This window comes from Neobacillus sp. C211, assembly GCF_051842875.1.
Taxonomy (GTDB): domain Bacteria; phylum Bacillota; class Bacilli; order Bacillales; family Cytobacillaceae; genus Neobacillus.
The window spans coordinates 152,965-168,648 of sequence record NZ_JBPXRO010000003.1; the positions used below are offsets into that span (position 1 = coordinate 152,965).

A 15,684-nucleotide genomic window follows, 5' to 3' on the forward strand; every position below is an offset into this window, starting at 1 on the left:
ACTCCTTCATTCTTATTGGTTCTTCGTTAAAGGTAACGAGGATAAGTCCCAATCGGTTTGAAGGAAATTCATATTTTGACTATTTTTTCTTTCTACTTTTTATAAAGTGAACGATTGTCCCACCAATAATGGAACCAATCGCAACGGATCCAAACATCATAAAATAGATTCTCTCAGCTAGATCAGCCATTCCCTCACCTGGATAAAGTACCGCCTTCGCACCCATTATGAATGCTGCTGCTAAAAAGAATACCGCTGGGATCCAGTTCACCCATCTAGAATCTATTTTCATTAATATGAATGGAATGACCATCCCAATAAGAATTAACCCACCCAAAAACATGTGCACCCACCCTTCCTTGTAAATATTATATTCACCTCTGGAATGGGACGTTCTTTAAAGGTTGTGTAACCCAAATTAAAAAAGCCGGAAAGTTTACTAATATTAGTACCTTTCCAGCAAGGGATTGCTTAGATTAACCTATTTCATATTAATGAAAGTTGGGACATTGACAATTCTCAAATTTTACAATGTCCTAAAACTACCTAACTGTTACCGCCACATTTGTTAACTATCCACCAGAAGTAGAGACTAGAGTGAGAGTTCCCCCTTGAACTATGGACTTGGCTGAATTAATAGTAGTGTAAGTAAAAACCCCTCTGTTATTTACATTCACACTTGTGAGCAAGTTTGCTGGACTGCATCACCAATATAAATGGAAACTTTTATACCTGGCCCAAAATATATCTGACATACCATTAATAGTCCATCTTTTACCAATTTTTCTATATTCAGCTGTGTTGACGGTAAACTTATCTGTTGGGAAAAATCCTTTGAATTTTTATTTATAATAATATATTTATCAGAATATTCCAAATATATTATTCGAGTTTCTTTCAATCTTTCTTATTAAATAGACCTAATTTCCTATAAAAGAAAAAGAACGTACCTGGGTACATTCTCCGTCGAAAAATATTATTTTTTGATTGTCCTTAGAACACCAATAGACTAGATTATTTTTTCATTAATTTTTGGATGGTGACGAGAACTTCATCCAAGACTTCAAAATCACCTTCTTGAATTCTTTCGACAACACAGCTTTTCAAATGACCTTCTAGCAGGATTTTGGCTACGCTATTTAAGGCGGATTGTGTGGCCGATATCTGGTTTATGACATCATCACAATACGTATCTTTCTCAATTAATCCCTTAATGCCTCGAATTTGCCCTTCAATTCGATTAAGTCTCGTAACAAGATTATTTTTCACTTTATCCGGATGATGACTCTTACGATTGCTTCCTTCATCTGAGCAGCAGGTATTTTCAAAAAGTTCATCTACCTTCCCTACTTCATTAGACATTGGTCCGCCTCCTTTTTGGGAATATTATATCATACCTCAGGAAAGTGACAGGAACGGTTTCTACAAAGATTTATGAAAGACATTTAACCTGTACTGTTTCAAGATTTTGTCCTTCAGAGGCTTCTTGAAAGACATTTCTCCTGTACTCTTACCAGGTTTTGTCCTTCATATCCTTAATATGCATTGAAAATGTTTTGAAAAAGAAATTATATTTCTAAAATATCTATCCATGACATCTTTTACCCTTATCATCCATAATCACTAAATGTGTTCATATATAGTATAATTACTAGAGCTGGTGGCCTAAAATATTGCATTCAATCCTTTCGTGACAATAAGAGTAATGATTCCAAGCTTCCATATGGACCCTGACGATTTTTGATGAAGGACTAACCTTACTTACCTTTTCAATGTCACTACATCCATCGTAATCTGATTCAAATGGGTTGGATTAATTGACAGCCCTTGCATGCCAATGCAATACTTGAACTACATTTCATGTTTATGGAATATTCCCTCAATAAAGGAGCAATCGATGAAACCACGCTACTTGATAAATTTCATGACCATCATTATTGTATATTCTGCCATAACATTTTATATCGGTTGGAACGGCTGGGTTTGGCTGCATTCAGTATTTAATTTGCAGGATAAATGGATATACGGTTTAGTCGTTAGTCTCATTTCCTATTCATACATCATCGGACATTTCACAAAAAAAGTGCCTCTATTTAAAATGATCGGCTCTTATTGGTTTGGATTATTCCAATATGCCATCCTTTTCTTGCCTCTTTCCAATCTTGTTGCCTTTGTTCTCATTTTTGCTGATCTTTCCACAACATCAGTCATCAATTGGGTAGGAGGAGGGGTGTTAATATCTTTTGTTATTCTATTTATCATCGGAACGTTTAATGCATATAGCCCTGTCGTTCGGACTTTTTCACTTGTCATTCCAAAACAGGTGGGCAATCTAACTGAGCTTCGAATTGCCATGGCCTCTGATATGCATTTTGGCAGACTTTCAGGCATCCGACATATTCGCCGTCTTGTCCGTAATGTAAACGCTCTAAAGCCGGATATCATTTTACTGCCAGGCGATATCATTGACGACGATCCCGAGCCATTTACTCAAAAGAAAATGGGTGATGTAATGAAGGAGTTATCGGCCCCCTTAGGTGTCTATGGAGTTCTAGGAAATCATGAATATTATGGCGGTGGGATTCCAAAGTTTTTGCAGGAAATGGAACGAATCGGGATAACTATCCTATTGGATCAAGTACTCAAAATAGCTGACAGCTTTTATCTTGCAGGTCGAAAAGACAAAACTGATCGAAATCGGCTACCGATTGAAGCTATTCTAACTGATATTGATCCATCCCTGCCAATTATTATGATGGATCATCAGCCAGCTGAAATAACTCATGCGCAAGAAAATCGTGTCGACTTACTTTTATCAGGCCATACACACAGAGGCCAAATGGCACCGAATCATCTGATTACAAAAAGGATATTTGAAAATGATTGGGGCTATCTTCAGAAAAGTCAGCTTCATTCCATTGTTTCATCCGGTTATGGTTTTTGGGGTCCTCCACTTCGGATTGGCAGTCGTTCTGAAATCATACAAATACATCTTACCTTTTTAAAAAGGGAATAGCGTAAAATACTCACCAATCATTTGCATCCCACATAAGAATAGAAGAAAAATAATTTTTGCGTTCACAAAATGTAAATTTTTTTAACTTTTCTGATAATTTATTCTGGCTTTATTTCCTTATCTTCATATATAATATTTTCATAACTATTTCGAAGGGTGTTGGTTAATTTGGCAAACAAAGCTGAAGCAAAAAAAATCTCTGTTAATTCGACAATTTCATTAAAAGGAATTGTAAAAGCCATTTTCAACGATACCGTTCATGTGCAAATTGGCGGGAAAATCATAACGCTCCCAGCATCTGAACTCCTGCTTGAAAAACCACTTCAATAGTTTAGTCTTACAAAGGTTATTATAATGGAACAATAGGAGTATATTCTTTCCAAAGACAGCCCTTCCCTTTAAAGTGAAGGGCTGTTTCAGTTGCAAGACTATCATTGCCAATCATTAATAATCGTTTCTTGTATGCTGCGAATGACATCTCCCCTGCTAATAACACCAACCACATGATTAGACTCATCAACAACTGGTAGTTTTTTAAAGTGATGCTTAGACAATAGAGAGACAACTTTTTTCATTTCATCTTCAGGATGGACGGTTACGATTCCGTGGGTTTTTGCAATCCGAATGACTTCCCTGTCAGCTAATTCTCTCAAGCGATTCTCCATGTTTTCTTTTGCAACATATGTGATAAGAGAAAAATAATCATGAATCCGACGATCGACTGGACTGATTGCCCGTAAAATGTCACCATCTGTTACAAATCCACGTAGCACACCATTCTCATCGATAATCGGTAAACCGCCAATTTTTTTCCCAACAAACAATGTCATTACATCTTTAATGGAAGCACTTGGACTAGCTGATATAACATCTTTAACCATAAAATCCTTTACCTGAACATTTATCATATCGACACCACTCTCATTGATTGAATTTTCGATTATTCGTTTCATCCGTATTTTGCAATTGCTGTAACACATCTGGTGGAAAAACCATCCGGCAAATTACTTTCGAAATTTCTAGAAAATCCGCTCTTTTCCCAGTTTGTCCTTCTTTCCCATGACTATTTTCCACTAAGACTAAAATTGCCCACGCGACAGTTTCTAAATCGAGATCCTCCCATGTTAATCCTTTTTCTTCCGCTTGTTTCAGCCCTAACAAAATTCTCGAATGAATTTTCCTTCGTGCGCTACCCAAAAATTCAGCAAGACCAGGATCTTTCATCACTAACTCAGGCAACACACGCTGTATCCCTAACTCATTAAGGCGTTTATTATGGGCTTCTAAAAGTGATGCTAATAATGTTACTGGATCACGGGAAATCCAACTAGGTTCAGGTGGGAGAAGCTTGTCTAATTTGTCTTCTAATAATGACATTAAAAGTTGGCGTTTATCTGAAAAATAACGATAAAAGGTACCGGTAGCAACACCTGCATGGGCAGCAATTTCCTTAGCAGTAGTTTGCTCGTACCCCTTCGAAATAAACAAAATTTGTCCACTTTCGAGCAGTGCATTTCTTTTTTGTTGAGCCCGTTCCTGTTTTGGGAGAAAAGGGAATTCACCAATTAATAGGTCATCACTGTCTGGCATTTTATCACCTCAAATATATCATACCACGATTTTAAAATTTGAACCAGAGTTCATGTTTTCGTTGACAGACAACCTCAAAAATGCGATACTTGACCTACGGTTCATGTTAAGTCGCTATTATTGTTTTAACACCCCTTTGCAATATAGATAGATTAAAACATGACCGATTTTTTTTATAAAAATCCCCTTGCCTTAGCAGGAGTTTCTAATATTTTTCCGAATAATTTAATGTATCTTTATTTTTTTGCTATAAGTTCCTATATTTCTACCAATTTTCGAAAGGCGTTGATATTGTGGCAAACCAAGCTGAATCTAAAAAAATCTCTGTCAATTCAACCATCTCCTTAAAGGGAATTGTGAAAGCCATTTTCAACGACACCATTCATGTCCAAATTGGCGGCAAGATCATTACTTTGCCAACATCAGATTTCACGCTTGATAAACCTGCACAGTCATAAGCAAGCTATTTTTCTTGCTAAGAAAGCCCATCACGGTTGTGATGGGCTTTCTTTTTGTAAAATAAGTAGCACCCTTCGATTCATTTCATAATATACAAAAGATATGCTTTGGCTGTAAAGATTTCTATCCTTGTCATTATCGTTTACATGAAGAGTTTAAGTTGAGTAGGTTGTGAAATCGTTGAAAAGTAGTTGTGACTTAGAAAATGGCCTACAAACAGTTATATCTATCCAACGAACTATTGATATTATAACGGCATTTTTATTATTAACAGGTCAAGTGACAGTTGTTAGACTTATTATAGAACCAGGAGGATTTGCCCTATCTGTTGGTGGGCCGCTAACTGGAAGAGCGCGTTTAGAAGGTAAATCAGGAAATAAAACATTGAGTTTGTTATTGGACATTGGGGATATCCTATTAGCCATACTATTGATTAGCGATCAGACAAATGTGTCAGGTATCTTTTTAGGACCAGGCAGGTTTAGCTTTAATATTACAGGACCTATTTTTGGAGTTCCTAAACACGAACCTACACTGCCTGATTTAGAAAAAGTCTTTACGCAATTTCGCTGGATTGTATCTGAACATTTTGAAATCGAACCTGAAATTTTAATCAAATCTAATTAAGAAGGAAGTGGTCATGTTGTCCTTAACAGACCTCCCAACATTCGAGCCCTCTAAAGCAGAAATATTTTTATTTTTACTGTCAATTGCCATCTTTATATTTTTCTTTACACAACCTAAGGAAAGCGATGTCTCTACATTGAGATAGTCGCTTTTTTTCATTAGTTCGTTATTTGATGTGTTTTTTGATAACATTCACAGGTCACGATATGGTCATTCACCATTCCGGTCGCTTGCATGAAGGCATAACAGATGGTCGAGCCAACAAATTTGAAGCCGCGCTTCTTTAAATCTTTACTTAATTGATCACTAATATCCGTGATTGCAGGAACATCTTTCATTTCACGAAAGTGGTTTTGAATCGGCTTACCGCCAACAAAGGACCATATGTACTTACTAAATGAGCCAAACTCCTCCACAACCTTCAAAAACGCATGTGCGTTGGTAATGACTGCATTGATTTTTAGCTTATTTCGGACAATTCCTTCATTATGGATTAATTCTTCGATTTTCTTTTCATCATAGCGGATAATTTTTTTTGCTTCAAAGTTATCAAAAGCTTTCCGGTAGTTCTCTCTCTTTTTTAAAATGGTGTACCAACTCAGTCCTGCCTGGGCCCCTTCGAGATTTAAGTACTCAAATAGCAGGCGATCATCATAGACCGGAACTCCCCATTCATAATCGTGATAATCAATATATAGTGGATCCTGATTTACCCAACCGCATCGATTCATTTTTGAAAAGCCTCCAGTACTTCCGTTGATTACATAACTTACGTTCACTTAAGTATGACATAATTTTATAAAAATAAGAACCTCCCTTTATTATTCGATAACTACGAATTGGATTCAATTGTAAGACGTATTTTCACTAGATTTATAGTAAGATAGTTAGATGACATATGTTTAAAGGAGACTTCAAGAATGCATTATAAAATGATTGTACTTGATTTAGACGATACACTATTGCAGGACGACCACACGATATCTGACCGCACAAAGCGTGCACTTATGGATGCACAAGAATTAGGAGTGAAAGTGGTGTTAGCTTCTGGCCGGCCAACGTCAGCCATGTATGCTATTGCTGAAGAACTGCGGTTGAATGATTTCGGCAGCTTTATTCTTTCTTTTAATGGTGCTAAAATTACTAACTGTCAAACTGGTGAAGAACTGTTTAGCAGCACTTTATCGCCTGATGTCGTTCACTATTTATATGAAGTAAGTCGTCGTGAAAATGTTTGGATTCATACGTATGTTGGGGATCAGATTGTTACCGAGGCTGGAAATCAATTCACAAATATTGAAGGAGAAATTACTGGCCTAGAAATAATTGAAGTCGGTAGTTTCGTGGAGGCTGTATCGGAACCTGTGGTAAAAGTGCTGATGCTTGAAGATGAAACAAAACTTGCGGATGTAGAAGAAAAACTGCAGCAAGAGTTAGCTGGTCATCTAAGTGTCATGCGTTCCAAACCATTCTTTCTAGAATTTACGGAGCATGGCGTCACGAAAGGTACAAGCCTTAGCCATTTGATTCAACAACTGGGGATTAAGCGCGAAGAAGTCATCGCAATTGGAGACAGCTATAATGACCTTGCAATGATTGAGTTTGCAGGCTTAGGTGTTGCTATGGGGAATGCTCCAGACGATATTAAAGAAAAAGCTAACTTTGTCACTGACAGCAATATGAATGATGGTGTTGCAAAGGTTGTAGAAAAATTCGTATTGAAAACACCGACTCTTGTTTGATAATAAAATTTTATCGAAACAACGCATGGAATTTTTCCGAGCGTTGTTTTTTTGCACTCTTTCCTTTCCAACAGCCCAATCATGTCCCCTCTTTAGTTTTTCAAGCATAAAATATTCCAACCAAATACAAAAAAAGGCGGAGAGAGGTATGGGATTATTCATTAATAACAGTGAACATCCGGATGTTTATAAAAACAAACAAAATCCACAAGCGACCAATCAAGTCATATCAAGACAGGATTTCCTGTCTCAATTAATTTCTGAACAGCAAATAGCGAATACTGCACTCAAAAAAGCCTTATCTGAATTAGGTATGCAATCCCAACATCAAGAAGAAACACACTTCAACCAGTGGAACCATGTTGGCAATCAACTAAATGATTTACAAAGAAGGTTGGAGAGGTACGAGGATGCGAATCATGGGCTTGTCCTCCAACTGAATGAACAGCTCGAACTACAAAAAGTGGTTGCAGAAAAAATGGCGAAACAAGAGGCGTTTCAAGGCGGAGTTTTACAGCGCTTAGACAAGCAAGAAGCACTAATGGATAAAATCTCCCGTCAAATCAATCATATCCGGTCCATTCTGTTCGAACGGACGAATTATTTGGCTACAAAAATAGACGACGGCTATAAACTTACTTCTTCCTATGTGTATAAATTAATGACGGGTTCCGACCAGCCATTAACATTTTTCTTGATGAATCATAAGAAAGAAGAAATTCAAAAACAGACTGATTAACTTCACTGATTTAAACGTTACAAAAATAAAACACCCCCACTGCAATACCGGCAAACTCACCAGCTTTTGTCACCACGTTCTTTTTAGCTAAGCTGAATACCAATGCTGGGAACAATTGTGTTACAGGGCTCTCGGTCTGTGGATATCCATAATCGATTGGCTGCCCTTGTTTTACACAGTGAAGGGCTCGATTCGATTATCACTTATTTGAACGAAACCACCGGACACAATGTTTTGTTATATGATGATCTTGGATGAAAACAAATGAGCGGCGGTATTGATTATTTGTGGTTTTCGTCTTTATGATTGGCTCAATCCCTTTTATGGAAGCCATAGTATTCGTTGTATTAACCAAACCAGTGATGACTGCCATCAGAATTAGACCAAAGCTAAAACTAGGTTTCCCCCAAGGAAATAACTGAAAAAGTTCCGTTGATGTACTCGGATTAGTTGGGGTTGATGGAAAAAATAGTGCGTAAACCACCCACCCAGTTACAATCCCAATTAAGATGGAAAAATTCCGAATCACACCAGGCCCCTTAAGATTAATCCATAAAACGAGTATAATTAACAGGACCGATAATCCTGCTGTTGGTATTTCAATCTGAGTTGCTGTTCCCAATCCGAGCATCCCTTTTGTAAAAATGACAATAAGCTGGCTCGCGAGCAGAAAAAGCACGGTACTCATAACTACGGGTGTAAATAACCGCTCTAACACCTGTCCCATTCCTAGAGCTCCGAGAATGATAACTAAAGCGCCTGAAATAATAATACCAAGCGCAAGACCACCCCCTATTTCAGTCAAACTGATTCCCGCTGAAGAAGCTGAAGCACAAAGACTTAGAATGGCACCCCACCACAAGCCAGATTGTCCTTCCATAAGTGGATACTTATGCCCAAAAACAGCTTGCAGGATACAGGCTGTCCCTGTATAGATAAATGATCTTTGCAGTGCACCAGCCACTTCAACAGATGATAAGTCAAAGGCATCCCCGATAGTTAACGGGATGACCACAGTATTTGCAAACATGAAAAATAACCATTGCAGACCAGCCAAGAACATGGTGGTCGAGTGCATTCGTTTCACTGTTCATCCCTCCTTTGTTCATTGTTCCCTTTATACGACTGTAATAATAATACCTAAGATTGTAATCACACAAGCAGTTAGCTTAGCGGCGTTTTAAAGAGTAATTGTTGAGACAGCTCTCGACATTCTTTGTAGCATTTAGACAGGATAAAGCTAGTAATGGAGCATGGAGAGGTCACTTTTAACCAAATCCATTGGATGATGACCGTAATTCCGCGTAAACTTAGATGTTTATGCAGGCTCGGAAACCACACATTTGGACGGTAAACTAGATAGGTAATTAGGGCAATACCGCAGGCTCGATAGAAGTAAAGTGTCACTGGATTTACCCATCCATGAACAAGTAACTGCTGCGAAGGCACCATACTAACTCCAAACACAACTGCTGATGCGATCCCCAATAAATTCCCAGGTTTTTTTAATTCAAGAAATGGAGTCAGCGGGTTCCGACCCTTCAAATTTAAAAACACCGACCATGCATAGAGTGCATTCAATGCATTAAAAAAAGAACTGATCAGTGACAAAAACAGCATCCGTATATTCCTTCCTCTCAATTTAAATATTTGAGAATTTCGATTTTCTAAATATTTAATAGATTACAACAAAAGTCAGTTGATGGAAAGAAGGAATTAATTTTGAGTATTTATAGGGATAGAAAAAACCGTCCATGAAAATGTCCATGGACGGTCTATCTTATAACCCTTTAGTAAAAATATCAGTCAACACAGGTACGATTTGCTTTTTCCGTGATACAACACCCTTAAGGGTAGCTGTGTTATTTGAAAGGGTAACATTATAAGCTTTTTCTACTGCAGCAGTTTTGCTTCCTAAAGCTAAACCAACTGAATCGTTTGTTAAGATATCAGTTACCACAAACAGGAATAAATCTAAGTTCTTTTCTTCGATAATCGTAGAGATCGCCGCTTCTAATTCTTCTTGACGAGCAAGCACATCTGCTGTATCAACCACATTGACTTGAGCAATTTCTACTTTACTTGAGCCCATTTCAAATCCTTTAGCATCTAGGCTTAGCAGTTCGTTAATTGATTTGTCGCGAACATCTGCTCCAGCTTTCAACATTTCAAGTCCATATGCATCTGCATCGACACCAGCAATTTCAGCTAACTCACGTGCTGCTGCCACGTCTTCTGGCGTACAAGTTGGGGACTTAAATAATAATGAATCAGAAATAATCGCAGAAAGCATTAATCCGGCAATTTCTTTGCTTATTTCTTTATTGTTCTCTTTGTACATTTTATTTAAGATTGTTGCTGTACACCCAACAGGCTCGCAGCGGTAATATAACGGATCACTTGTTTCAAAGTTAGCAATCCGGTGGTGATCGATTACTTCTAATACACGAACTTCAGCGATATCATTTGCACTTTGCTGGCGCTCATTGTGATCAACTAGAATGACCGCGTTTACTTCACTTGAAACTGCTTCAACAAGGCGTGGAGCCTCTGCATTAAACTGGTTTAGTGCATATTGTGTTTCTCCATTTACTTGTCCTAAGCGCACTGGTTCAACATCCATACCCAATTGTTTTTTTAAGTCTGCATAGGCAATTGCAGAACAAATCGTATCTGTGTCAGGATTTTTATGACCGAAAATAAGTACTTTTTCCATTTTATTTCTCCTAATCCGATGAATTTATGTAGGTCAAGCCCAATCTACCTGAGAATGGCCCTAACGAAAATTATATAATATTATGAATTAGGATTCAAAAAAATTTTTTTAATTCCATTTTTTTTATCATTTGGACTTGCTCCGTTTTTTTCTCAAAGCCTAAATCTAGTAAGAATGGGATAACAGGATTTGATAATATGGAATTAATTGTCATGAAGTTGACGGGCTTTTGATGTTCTCCAGATATGGAAGTGAAAATAGACTTTATCGTTTCCATTTTAATGTCATTGAATAGTTCAAGCTGATATAAAATTACTTTTTCCAGTTGCCCGTCCTGGTTCCACACTCTCTTATATAATGAATATCCTAATGGCTTTTGATTACTGTCGAAATAGATCTGTGTTTCACCCGACTTAACACTCTGCCACTGACATTGCCATGGAACCTTTTCATTATAAAAATGGAAAGTTGGCAGTTGCTCGGGCCGGATAGATTTAAAGGCAATGGGAGTGTGATCAAACGCTATGGTCCCATTTAGATAAACAAGTGAATTAATTATTTCATAGCCATGACTTTTATATAATCGAATGGCCCTTTCATTTTCCTTAATGGCTTCAAGTGTGGCAATCTCGACCTCTTCTTCGGAGTAAACTTTTATGGCTGCCTCCATTAAAAGATTTGAAACACCCCTTCCACGGTATTTGGGGGCGATTCCTGTCCCGCCATTCCATGCAGTTTTTTTTCCGTCAATTACACGAAATCCATTTAATACAATCGCTACAGGGTCTTCTCCATCAAAAGCAACTAAAGAGTGCTTCAAAGATAATCCTTCATTAACCAATCGGTTAAAAAACAATTCGGCTGTCATTTCCATTTGCACAAAATAACCTTCAAACCCCTGATTCCAAGCCGTTATCGTATCTTGTATGGTGCATTCTGTTAATCTTTTAAATGTAATTTTCATATTTTCAACCCTTTCTGGCGGATGGCTTCTTTTACTGGCGGATGGCCTCTTTTTACTGGCGACTAGGTTCTTCCTTTGGTATGTATAACTAAATTCAGCATTTTATTAAACCCAGCCAGCTTGTCTTCGCGCTGGCTGGGTCACATTAAAAATCTATTTCACCGGCAAGGGAACAACCTTTTGCCCAATTGTCGCAATTAATTCTTTTGGCATTGGGAAGCTTAATGCAGCTGGGTCCTTCATGACCGCTGGAATCGCCATCTGGAGTGCCTCTTCGCCAATGTTGAATTGCTTGAAATCAGCCGGTAATCCTACCTTATATTGAAGCAATTTAATTTTCCCAATCACTTTTGCTAATGCCGTTTGCGGGGTATCACCCTTTACATCCACGTTCAAGGCTTGTGCCAATTCAGCAGCCTTTGGCAGATATAAATCAGGTACCAATTCCATGACCACCGGCAAAAAGACTGCATTTGCTAAGCCATGTGGAATTCGGAACAAGGCCCCGTACGCGTGAGCCATATTGTGAATAGGTATCGCATTTAAGGCGAAACTGAAAGCTGTGATCCCCATTAAGCTAGCTTGCAATAAATCCATGCGGGCATCAAGGTTCGAACCATCAACAACGGCAACTGGTAGATTTTTTTCAATAAGGCGAATTGCATGCAGAGCATAGGCATCGGTTAGACCTGTTGCGGTTGGTGATGCGAGCGCCTCGATGGCATGCGTTAAGGCATCAAATCCAGTAAATGCCGTAATGACTGGTGGCAGTCCGACGGTTAAATCTGGATCCAAGATCGCCATATCGGCATTAATAAACGGATTGATGATATTCGTCTTCATTTGAATTTCTTCATTAAAAATAACGGCAATCGGTGATACCTCTGAACCGGTTCCCGCGGTAGTCGGAATGGCAATATGGGGAATCGGTATGTAATTTGCTTTTGGGAATGACTCGTACAACAAACCGCCAGGGATCGCCTCTTTTATATCTGTCAATCCTTTGTGGAGCGCATACTTAACCCCTTTTACGGTATCCAGAACACTGCCCCCGCCAACGGCAAGTAAGGAATCTGCACCTATTTCTCTTGCATAGCGGACAGCTTCATTGATGCAGCTGCTTTCGGCATCCTGTTTGATATCAAGAAATTGACCGACAAGTTCTGGGCAAGAGCCATGACCTGTCAGCGAAAAAATATCGGCCACTTTTTCAACAATTCCTGCTGCTTCTAGTCCTCGATCACTTAAAAGGAGCACCCGTTTGGCACCCAGACCAGCAAAAAGACTCGGGACCATCGCCCTTGAGTTTGAACCGCTGTATATACCCGTACGTAACATAAACTGTGATAAGGTTGTTTTCATTTTCATCCTCACCTCTTCATTAGTTTTGGCCAAACAGAATTCCATACCAATTGCGTCGATCTAGTTCAGGCGACATCGATGTGTGGACATGCTTTACCTGGGTATAGGCATCGAGTGATTGCTGTCCCATTTCTCTGCCAATTCCGCTTTGTTTGTACCCGCCAAACGGGGCATCACTTCTGAGCATATGCCAGTCATTAATCCAGACCACGCCCGCCTGCAGTTTTCTAGCCACCGCGTAGGCTTTATTGACATCACGTGTCCAAACTCCTGCAGCTAAGCCATAAATCGTATCATTGGCCATTCGAATCGCATCGTCCAGATCAGAATAACGAATCACACAGAGGACTGGGCCGAAAATTTCTTCCTGGGCAATTTTCATATCATTGGTGACATTTGTAAAAATCGTTGGTTCGATGAAATGTCCTTCCTCACAGCCATCAACCTTAACTTCCTTGCCACCACAGACAAGGGTCGCACCTTCTTGTTTACCTGCTTCAATATAGGAAAGGATGGTTTCCTTTTGCTTTTTCGAGATTACTGGACCAAGATCGGTGGTCGGGTCAAGTGGATTCCCAAGCTTTAATTTACTTGTGAGAGCAACTAAACCTGTAACCACTTGGTCATACAGCTTATCTGGTACAAATAAACGCGTCCCTGATTCACAAAGCTGACCGGAATGGAGAAATACTCCAAATAGACTTCCAGGCAGAGCAATACTAAGATCGGCATCCTCTAAAAGGATATTAGGTGATTTTCCACCTAGTTCTAGTGTGGTTTTCTTAATCGTCCCAGCAGCAATTCCCATAATTCGTCTGCCAACCTCAGTCGAACCAGTGAATGCCACTTTATCGACCTTGGGGTGGTTAACTAAAGCTTCGCCCACTTCCGCACCAGAACCTGAGACAACGTTAATTACACCTGGAGGGACCACGGTTGAAATAATTTCTGCTAACTTCAAAGTGGACAGCGGCGTGTAGCTGGCTGGCTTGATCACAATTGTATTCCCCATCGCCAGTGCCGGAGCAATCTTCCAGGTAGCAATCACCATTGGCAAGTTCCAAGGAGTAATCGCTGCACATACACCGATTGGTTCACGCCAAATAAAATTATGTGCTGGTCCTGGGAATGGCGGCACTGGCAGTGTTTCCGAGAATGGATACTCAACCGTAAAATTGGCCAATGTTTGGAACAAGTCAACCATTTGCAAAATATCACTATTGCCAATTCGGCGTACCGTTCCACCTGAGCTAATCGCTTCTAAGTATGCTAGCTCCTCGGCATGTTCGGCAATTTGATAGGAAATCGCATATAACACCTTGGCTCGGTCTTTTGGCTTCATGTCTTTCCAGTCACCCTGATCAAATGCCTCACGGGCCGCATTTACAGCACGGTCAACATCTTCCGTAGTTCCTTTTGCTGCTCTAGCTACAAGTTCACCATTTGCCGGGTTCAATACATCAAACGTTTCTTGACTGGAAGCTGGCTCCCACTTTCCGTTAATAAAGTGGGGAAATGTTTGAACTTCAACCTTTACTGTCATGAAAATCCTCCTTTTCTAAAATCATTTATAGCACTCCTAAGTCACTATCTGTGTATCTATAAATCTCTTCGATTTTTTTGCCTTGTGCACGCGCTAAGATTTCCATTCGGACTGAGAGTTGTTTTAAGGTAAAGTTCATGATATCTGCAGGATTCCCGCCGAATGCACTTACCTCCCTTCCTGCGATGCCTTCTTGATTTAGCCTAATCGCTAATGGGGTCAGCTCGCCCATCTTGGCTGCCACAAAATCAAAGAGATATGGATGTTCACAAATTAACCGTTGCAAAAGGAAAGTCCCATAGCCGATATGCCTGGACTCATCCTTTTTTAAATTACCAACACCTTCAAGCAATCCTGGCATGATACCCGCGGTTTCTAATGTTTGATAGAAAGAATAATAACCGGTTTCTGCTAATACTCCTTCAACAAACATGTTGTACACTACCGATGCCTCGGCGATCGCTTCTGGGGATTGGTCGGAAATCAGCCGTTCCATTGTTGTTGGGAGAATCTCATAGAAAATCTTCTGATAGGTTTCGGTATGAAAGTGAGATAAGTCCCCTCGCTCCCCGATTGCATTCAAAACTAGACGGAAAAATTCTGTATGTTTCGCTTCCTCGTATAAAAAGGTCGTCAAAAACATTTCTTCCTCAAGGCGCCCTTCTTTCGCAATCGCCATGATCAGTGGAAGAAGATCTAATGTAACCGCTTCCTCGCCAGCTTGAAATTGAGAAATAAGCCGCAAGATATCTTCCTGTTGTTCCGCATTTAGTGTTTTCCAGTCCTTTTGGTCCTGACTGAAATCAATATCAGCTGGGTTCCAGGTTCCTAACCGTTTTGCTTTTTGGAATAAGCGGTACGGGAAAGAATCTTCAAGCAAACCTCGACAGCTAGTTGTTAATATGGTTCTTTTTTCCATATACGTT

The 15,684-nt window shown here is 39.3% G+C and carries 18 protein-coding genes; 6 read left to right on the forward strand and 12 right to left on the reverse strand.

The features are described 5' to 3' along the window. Nucleotides 1–79: 79 nt before the first annotated feature. Nucleotides 80–343: a hypothetical protein gene (locus ACSU6B_RS04320; protein ID WP_410883047.1), complete on the reverse strand. Its 264-nt coding sequence runs from the start codon at nt 341–343 to the stop codon at nt 80–82. 671 nt (nt 344–1,014) lie between these two features. Next, nucleotides 1,015–1,362: a metal-sensitive transcriptional regulator gene (locus ACSU6B_RS04325; protein ID WP_410883049.1), complete on the reverse strand. Its 348-nt coding sequence runs from the start codon at nt 1,360–1,362 to the stop codon at nt 1,015–1,017. 535 nt (nt 1,363–1,897) lie between these two features. On the opposite strand from ACSU6B_RS04325, the gene ACSU6B_RS04330 reads away from it, so the two are divergent. Next, complete coding sequence (locus ACSU6B_RS04330; RefSeq protein WP_410883051.1) at nt 1,898–3,016, forward strand: metallophosphoesterase; 1,119 nt, start codon at nt 1,898–1,900, stop codon at nt 3,014–3,016. A gap of 168 nt (nt 3,017–3,184) precedes the next feature. Continuing rightward, nucleotides 3,185–3,346 carry a hypothetical protein gene (locus ACSU6B_RS04335; RefSeq protein WP_215001880.1) on the forward strand — a complete coding sequence of 54 codons (162 nt, stop codon included), beginning with the start codon at nt 3,185–3,187 and terminating at the stop codon, nt 3,344–3,346. A 101-nt stretch (nt 3,347–3,447) separates the two neighbouring features. Here the strand turns inward: ACSU6B_RS04335 and ACSU6B_RS04340 are convergent, their stop codons facing one another. Continuing rightward, complete coding sequence (locus tag ACSU6B_RS04340) at nt 3,448–3,924, reverse strand: CBS domain-containing protein (RefSeq protein ID WP_215001878.1); 477 nt, start codon at nt 3,922–3,924, stop codon at nt 3,448–3,450. Nucleotides 3,925–3,937: 13 nt separating this feature from the next. Next, nucleotides 3,938–4,606: a TetR/AcrR family transcriptional regulator gene (locus ACSU6B_RS04345; protein WP_410883053.1), complete on the reverse strand. Its 669-nt coding sequence runs from the start codon at nt 4,604–4,606 to the stop codon at nt 3,938–3,940. A gap of 293 nt (nt 4,607–4,899) precedes the next feature. On the opposite strand from ACSU6B_RS04345, the gene ACSU6B_RS04350 reads away from it, so the two are divergent. Beyond that, complete coding sequence (locus tag ACSU6B_RS04350) at nt 4,900–5,064, forward strand: hypothetical protein (protein WP_215001874.1); 165 nt, start codon at nt 4,900–4,902, stop codon at nt 5,062–5,064. Nucleotides 5,065–5,245: 181 nt separating this feature from the next. Next, nucleotides 5,246–5,692 (forward strand): hypothetical protein, encoded by a 447-nt coding sequence (locus tag ACSU6B_RS04355; RefSeq protein ID WP_410883055.1) that lies wholly within the window; start codon nt 5,246–5,248, stop codon nt 5,690–5,692. A gap of 158 nt (nt 5,693–5,850) precedes the next feature. On the opposite strand, the gene ACSU6B_RS04360 is transcribed toward ACSU6B_RS04355, so the two are convergent. After that, nucleotides 5,851–6,423: a DNA-3-methyladenine glycosylase I gene (locus ACSU6B_RS04360; RefSeq protein ID WP_410883057.1), complete on the reverse strand. Its 573-nt coding sequence runs from the start codon at nt 6,421–6,423 to the stop codon at nt 5,851–5,853. A 189-nt stretch (nt 6,424–6,612) separates the two neighbouring features. Between ACSU6B_RS04360 and ACSU6B_RS04365 the strand changes: the two genes are divergently transcribed. Both ACSU6B_RS04365 and ACSU6B_RS04370 read left to right on the forward strand, forming a co-directional pair. Continuing rightward, nucleotides 6,613–7,434, forward strand: coding sequence for a Cof-type HAD-IIB family hydrolase (locus ACSU6B_RS04365; protein WP_410883059.1), 822 nt, complete (start codon nt 6,613–6,615; stop codon nt 7,432–7,434). Between the two features lie 148 nt (nt 7,435–7,582). After that, nucleotides 7,583–8,173 (forward strand): hypothetical protein, encoded by a 591-nt coding sequence (locus tag ACSU6B_RS04370; RefSeq protein ID WP_410883061.1) that lies wholly within the window; start codon nt 7,583–7,585, stop codon nt 8,171–8,173. A gap of 199 nt (nt 8,174–8,372) precedes the next feature. Here ACSU6B_RS04370 and ACSU6B_RS04375 read toward each other — a convergent pair whose 3' ends face one another. From ACSU6B_RS04375 to ACSU6B_RS04405, 7 genes are all read right to left on the reverse strand, one after another. Beyond that, nucleotides 8,373–9,251, reverse strand: coding sequence for a purine/pyrimidine permease (locus ACSU6B_RS04375; protein ID WP_410883330.1), 879 nt, complete (start codon nt 9,249–9,251; stop codon nt 8,373–8,375). An 86-nt stretch (nt 9,252–9,337) separates the two neighbouring features. Further along, nucleotides 9,338–9,793, reverse strand: coding sequence for a hypothetical protein (locus tag ACSU6B_RS04380; protein WP_410883063.1), 456 nt, complete (start codon nt 9,791–9,793; stop codon nt 9,338–9,340). Between the two features lie 160 nt (nt 9,794–9,953). Further along, entirely contained in the window at nt 9,954–10,889 is a 936-nt protein-coding gene (locus ACSU6B_RS04385) for a manganese-dependent inorganic pyrophosphatase (RefSeq protein ID WP_215001860.1), read from the reverse strand. A gap of 94 nt (nt 10,890–10,983) precedes the next feature. Then, complete coding sequence (locus ACSU6B_RS04390; protein WP_410883065.1) at nt 10,984–11,853, reverse strand: GNAT family N-acetyltransferase; 870 nt, start codon at nt 11,851–11,853, stop codon at nt 10,984–10,986. Nucleotides 11,854–12,006: 153 nt separating this feature from the next. Continuing rightward, on the reverse strand, nt 12,007–13,215 hold the full coding sequence (locus ACSU6B_RS04395) for an iron-containing alcohol dehydrogenase (protein ID WP_410883067.1): 1,209 nt from the start codon (nt 13,213–13,215) through the stop codon (nt 12,007–12,009). Between the two features lie 19 nt (nt 13,216–13,234). Further along, nucleotides 13,235–14,758 carry an aldehyde dehydrogenase family protein gene (locus ACSU6B_RS04400; protein WP_410883069.1) on the reverse strand — a complete coding sequence of 508 codons (1,524 nt, stop codon included), beginning with the start codon at nt 14,756–14,758 and terminating at the stop codon, nt 13,235–13,237. Between the two features lie 25 nt (nt 14,759–14,783). Next, nucleotides 14,784–15,677, reverse strand: a complete 894-nt coding sequence (locus tag ACSU6B_RS04405) for a R2-like ligand-binding oxidase (RefSeq protein WP_410883071.1) — start codon at nt 15,675–15,677, stop codon at nt 14,784–14,786. Nucleotides 15,678–15,684 lie beyond the last annotated feature (7 nt).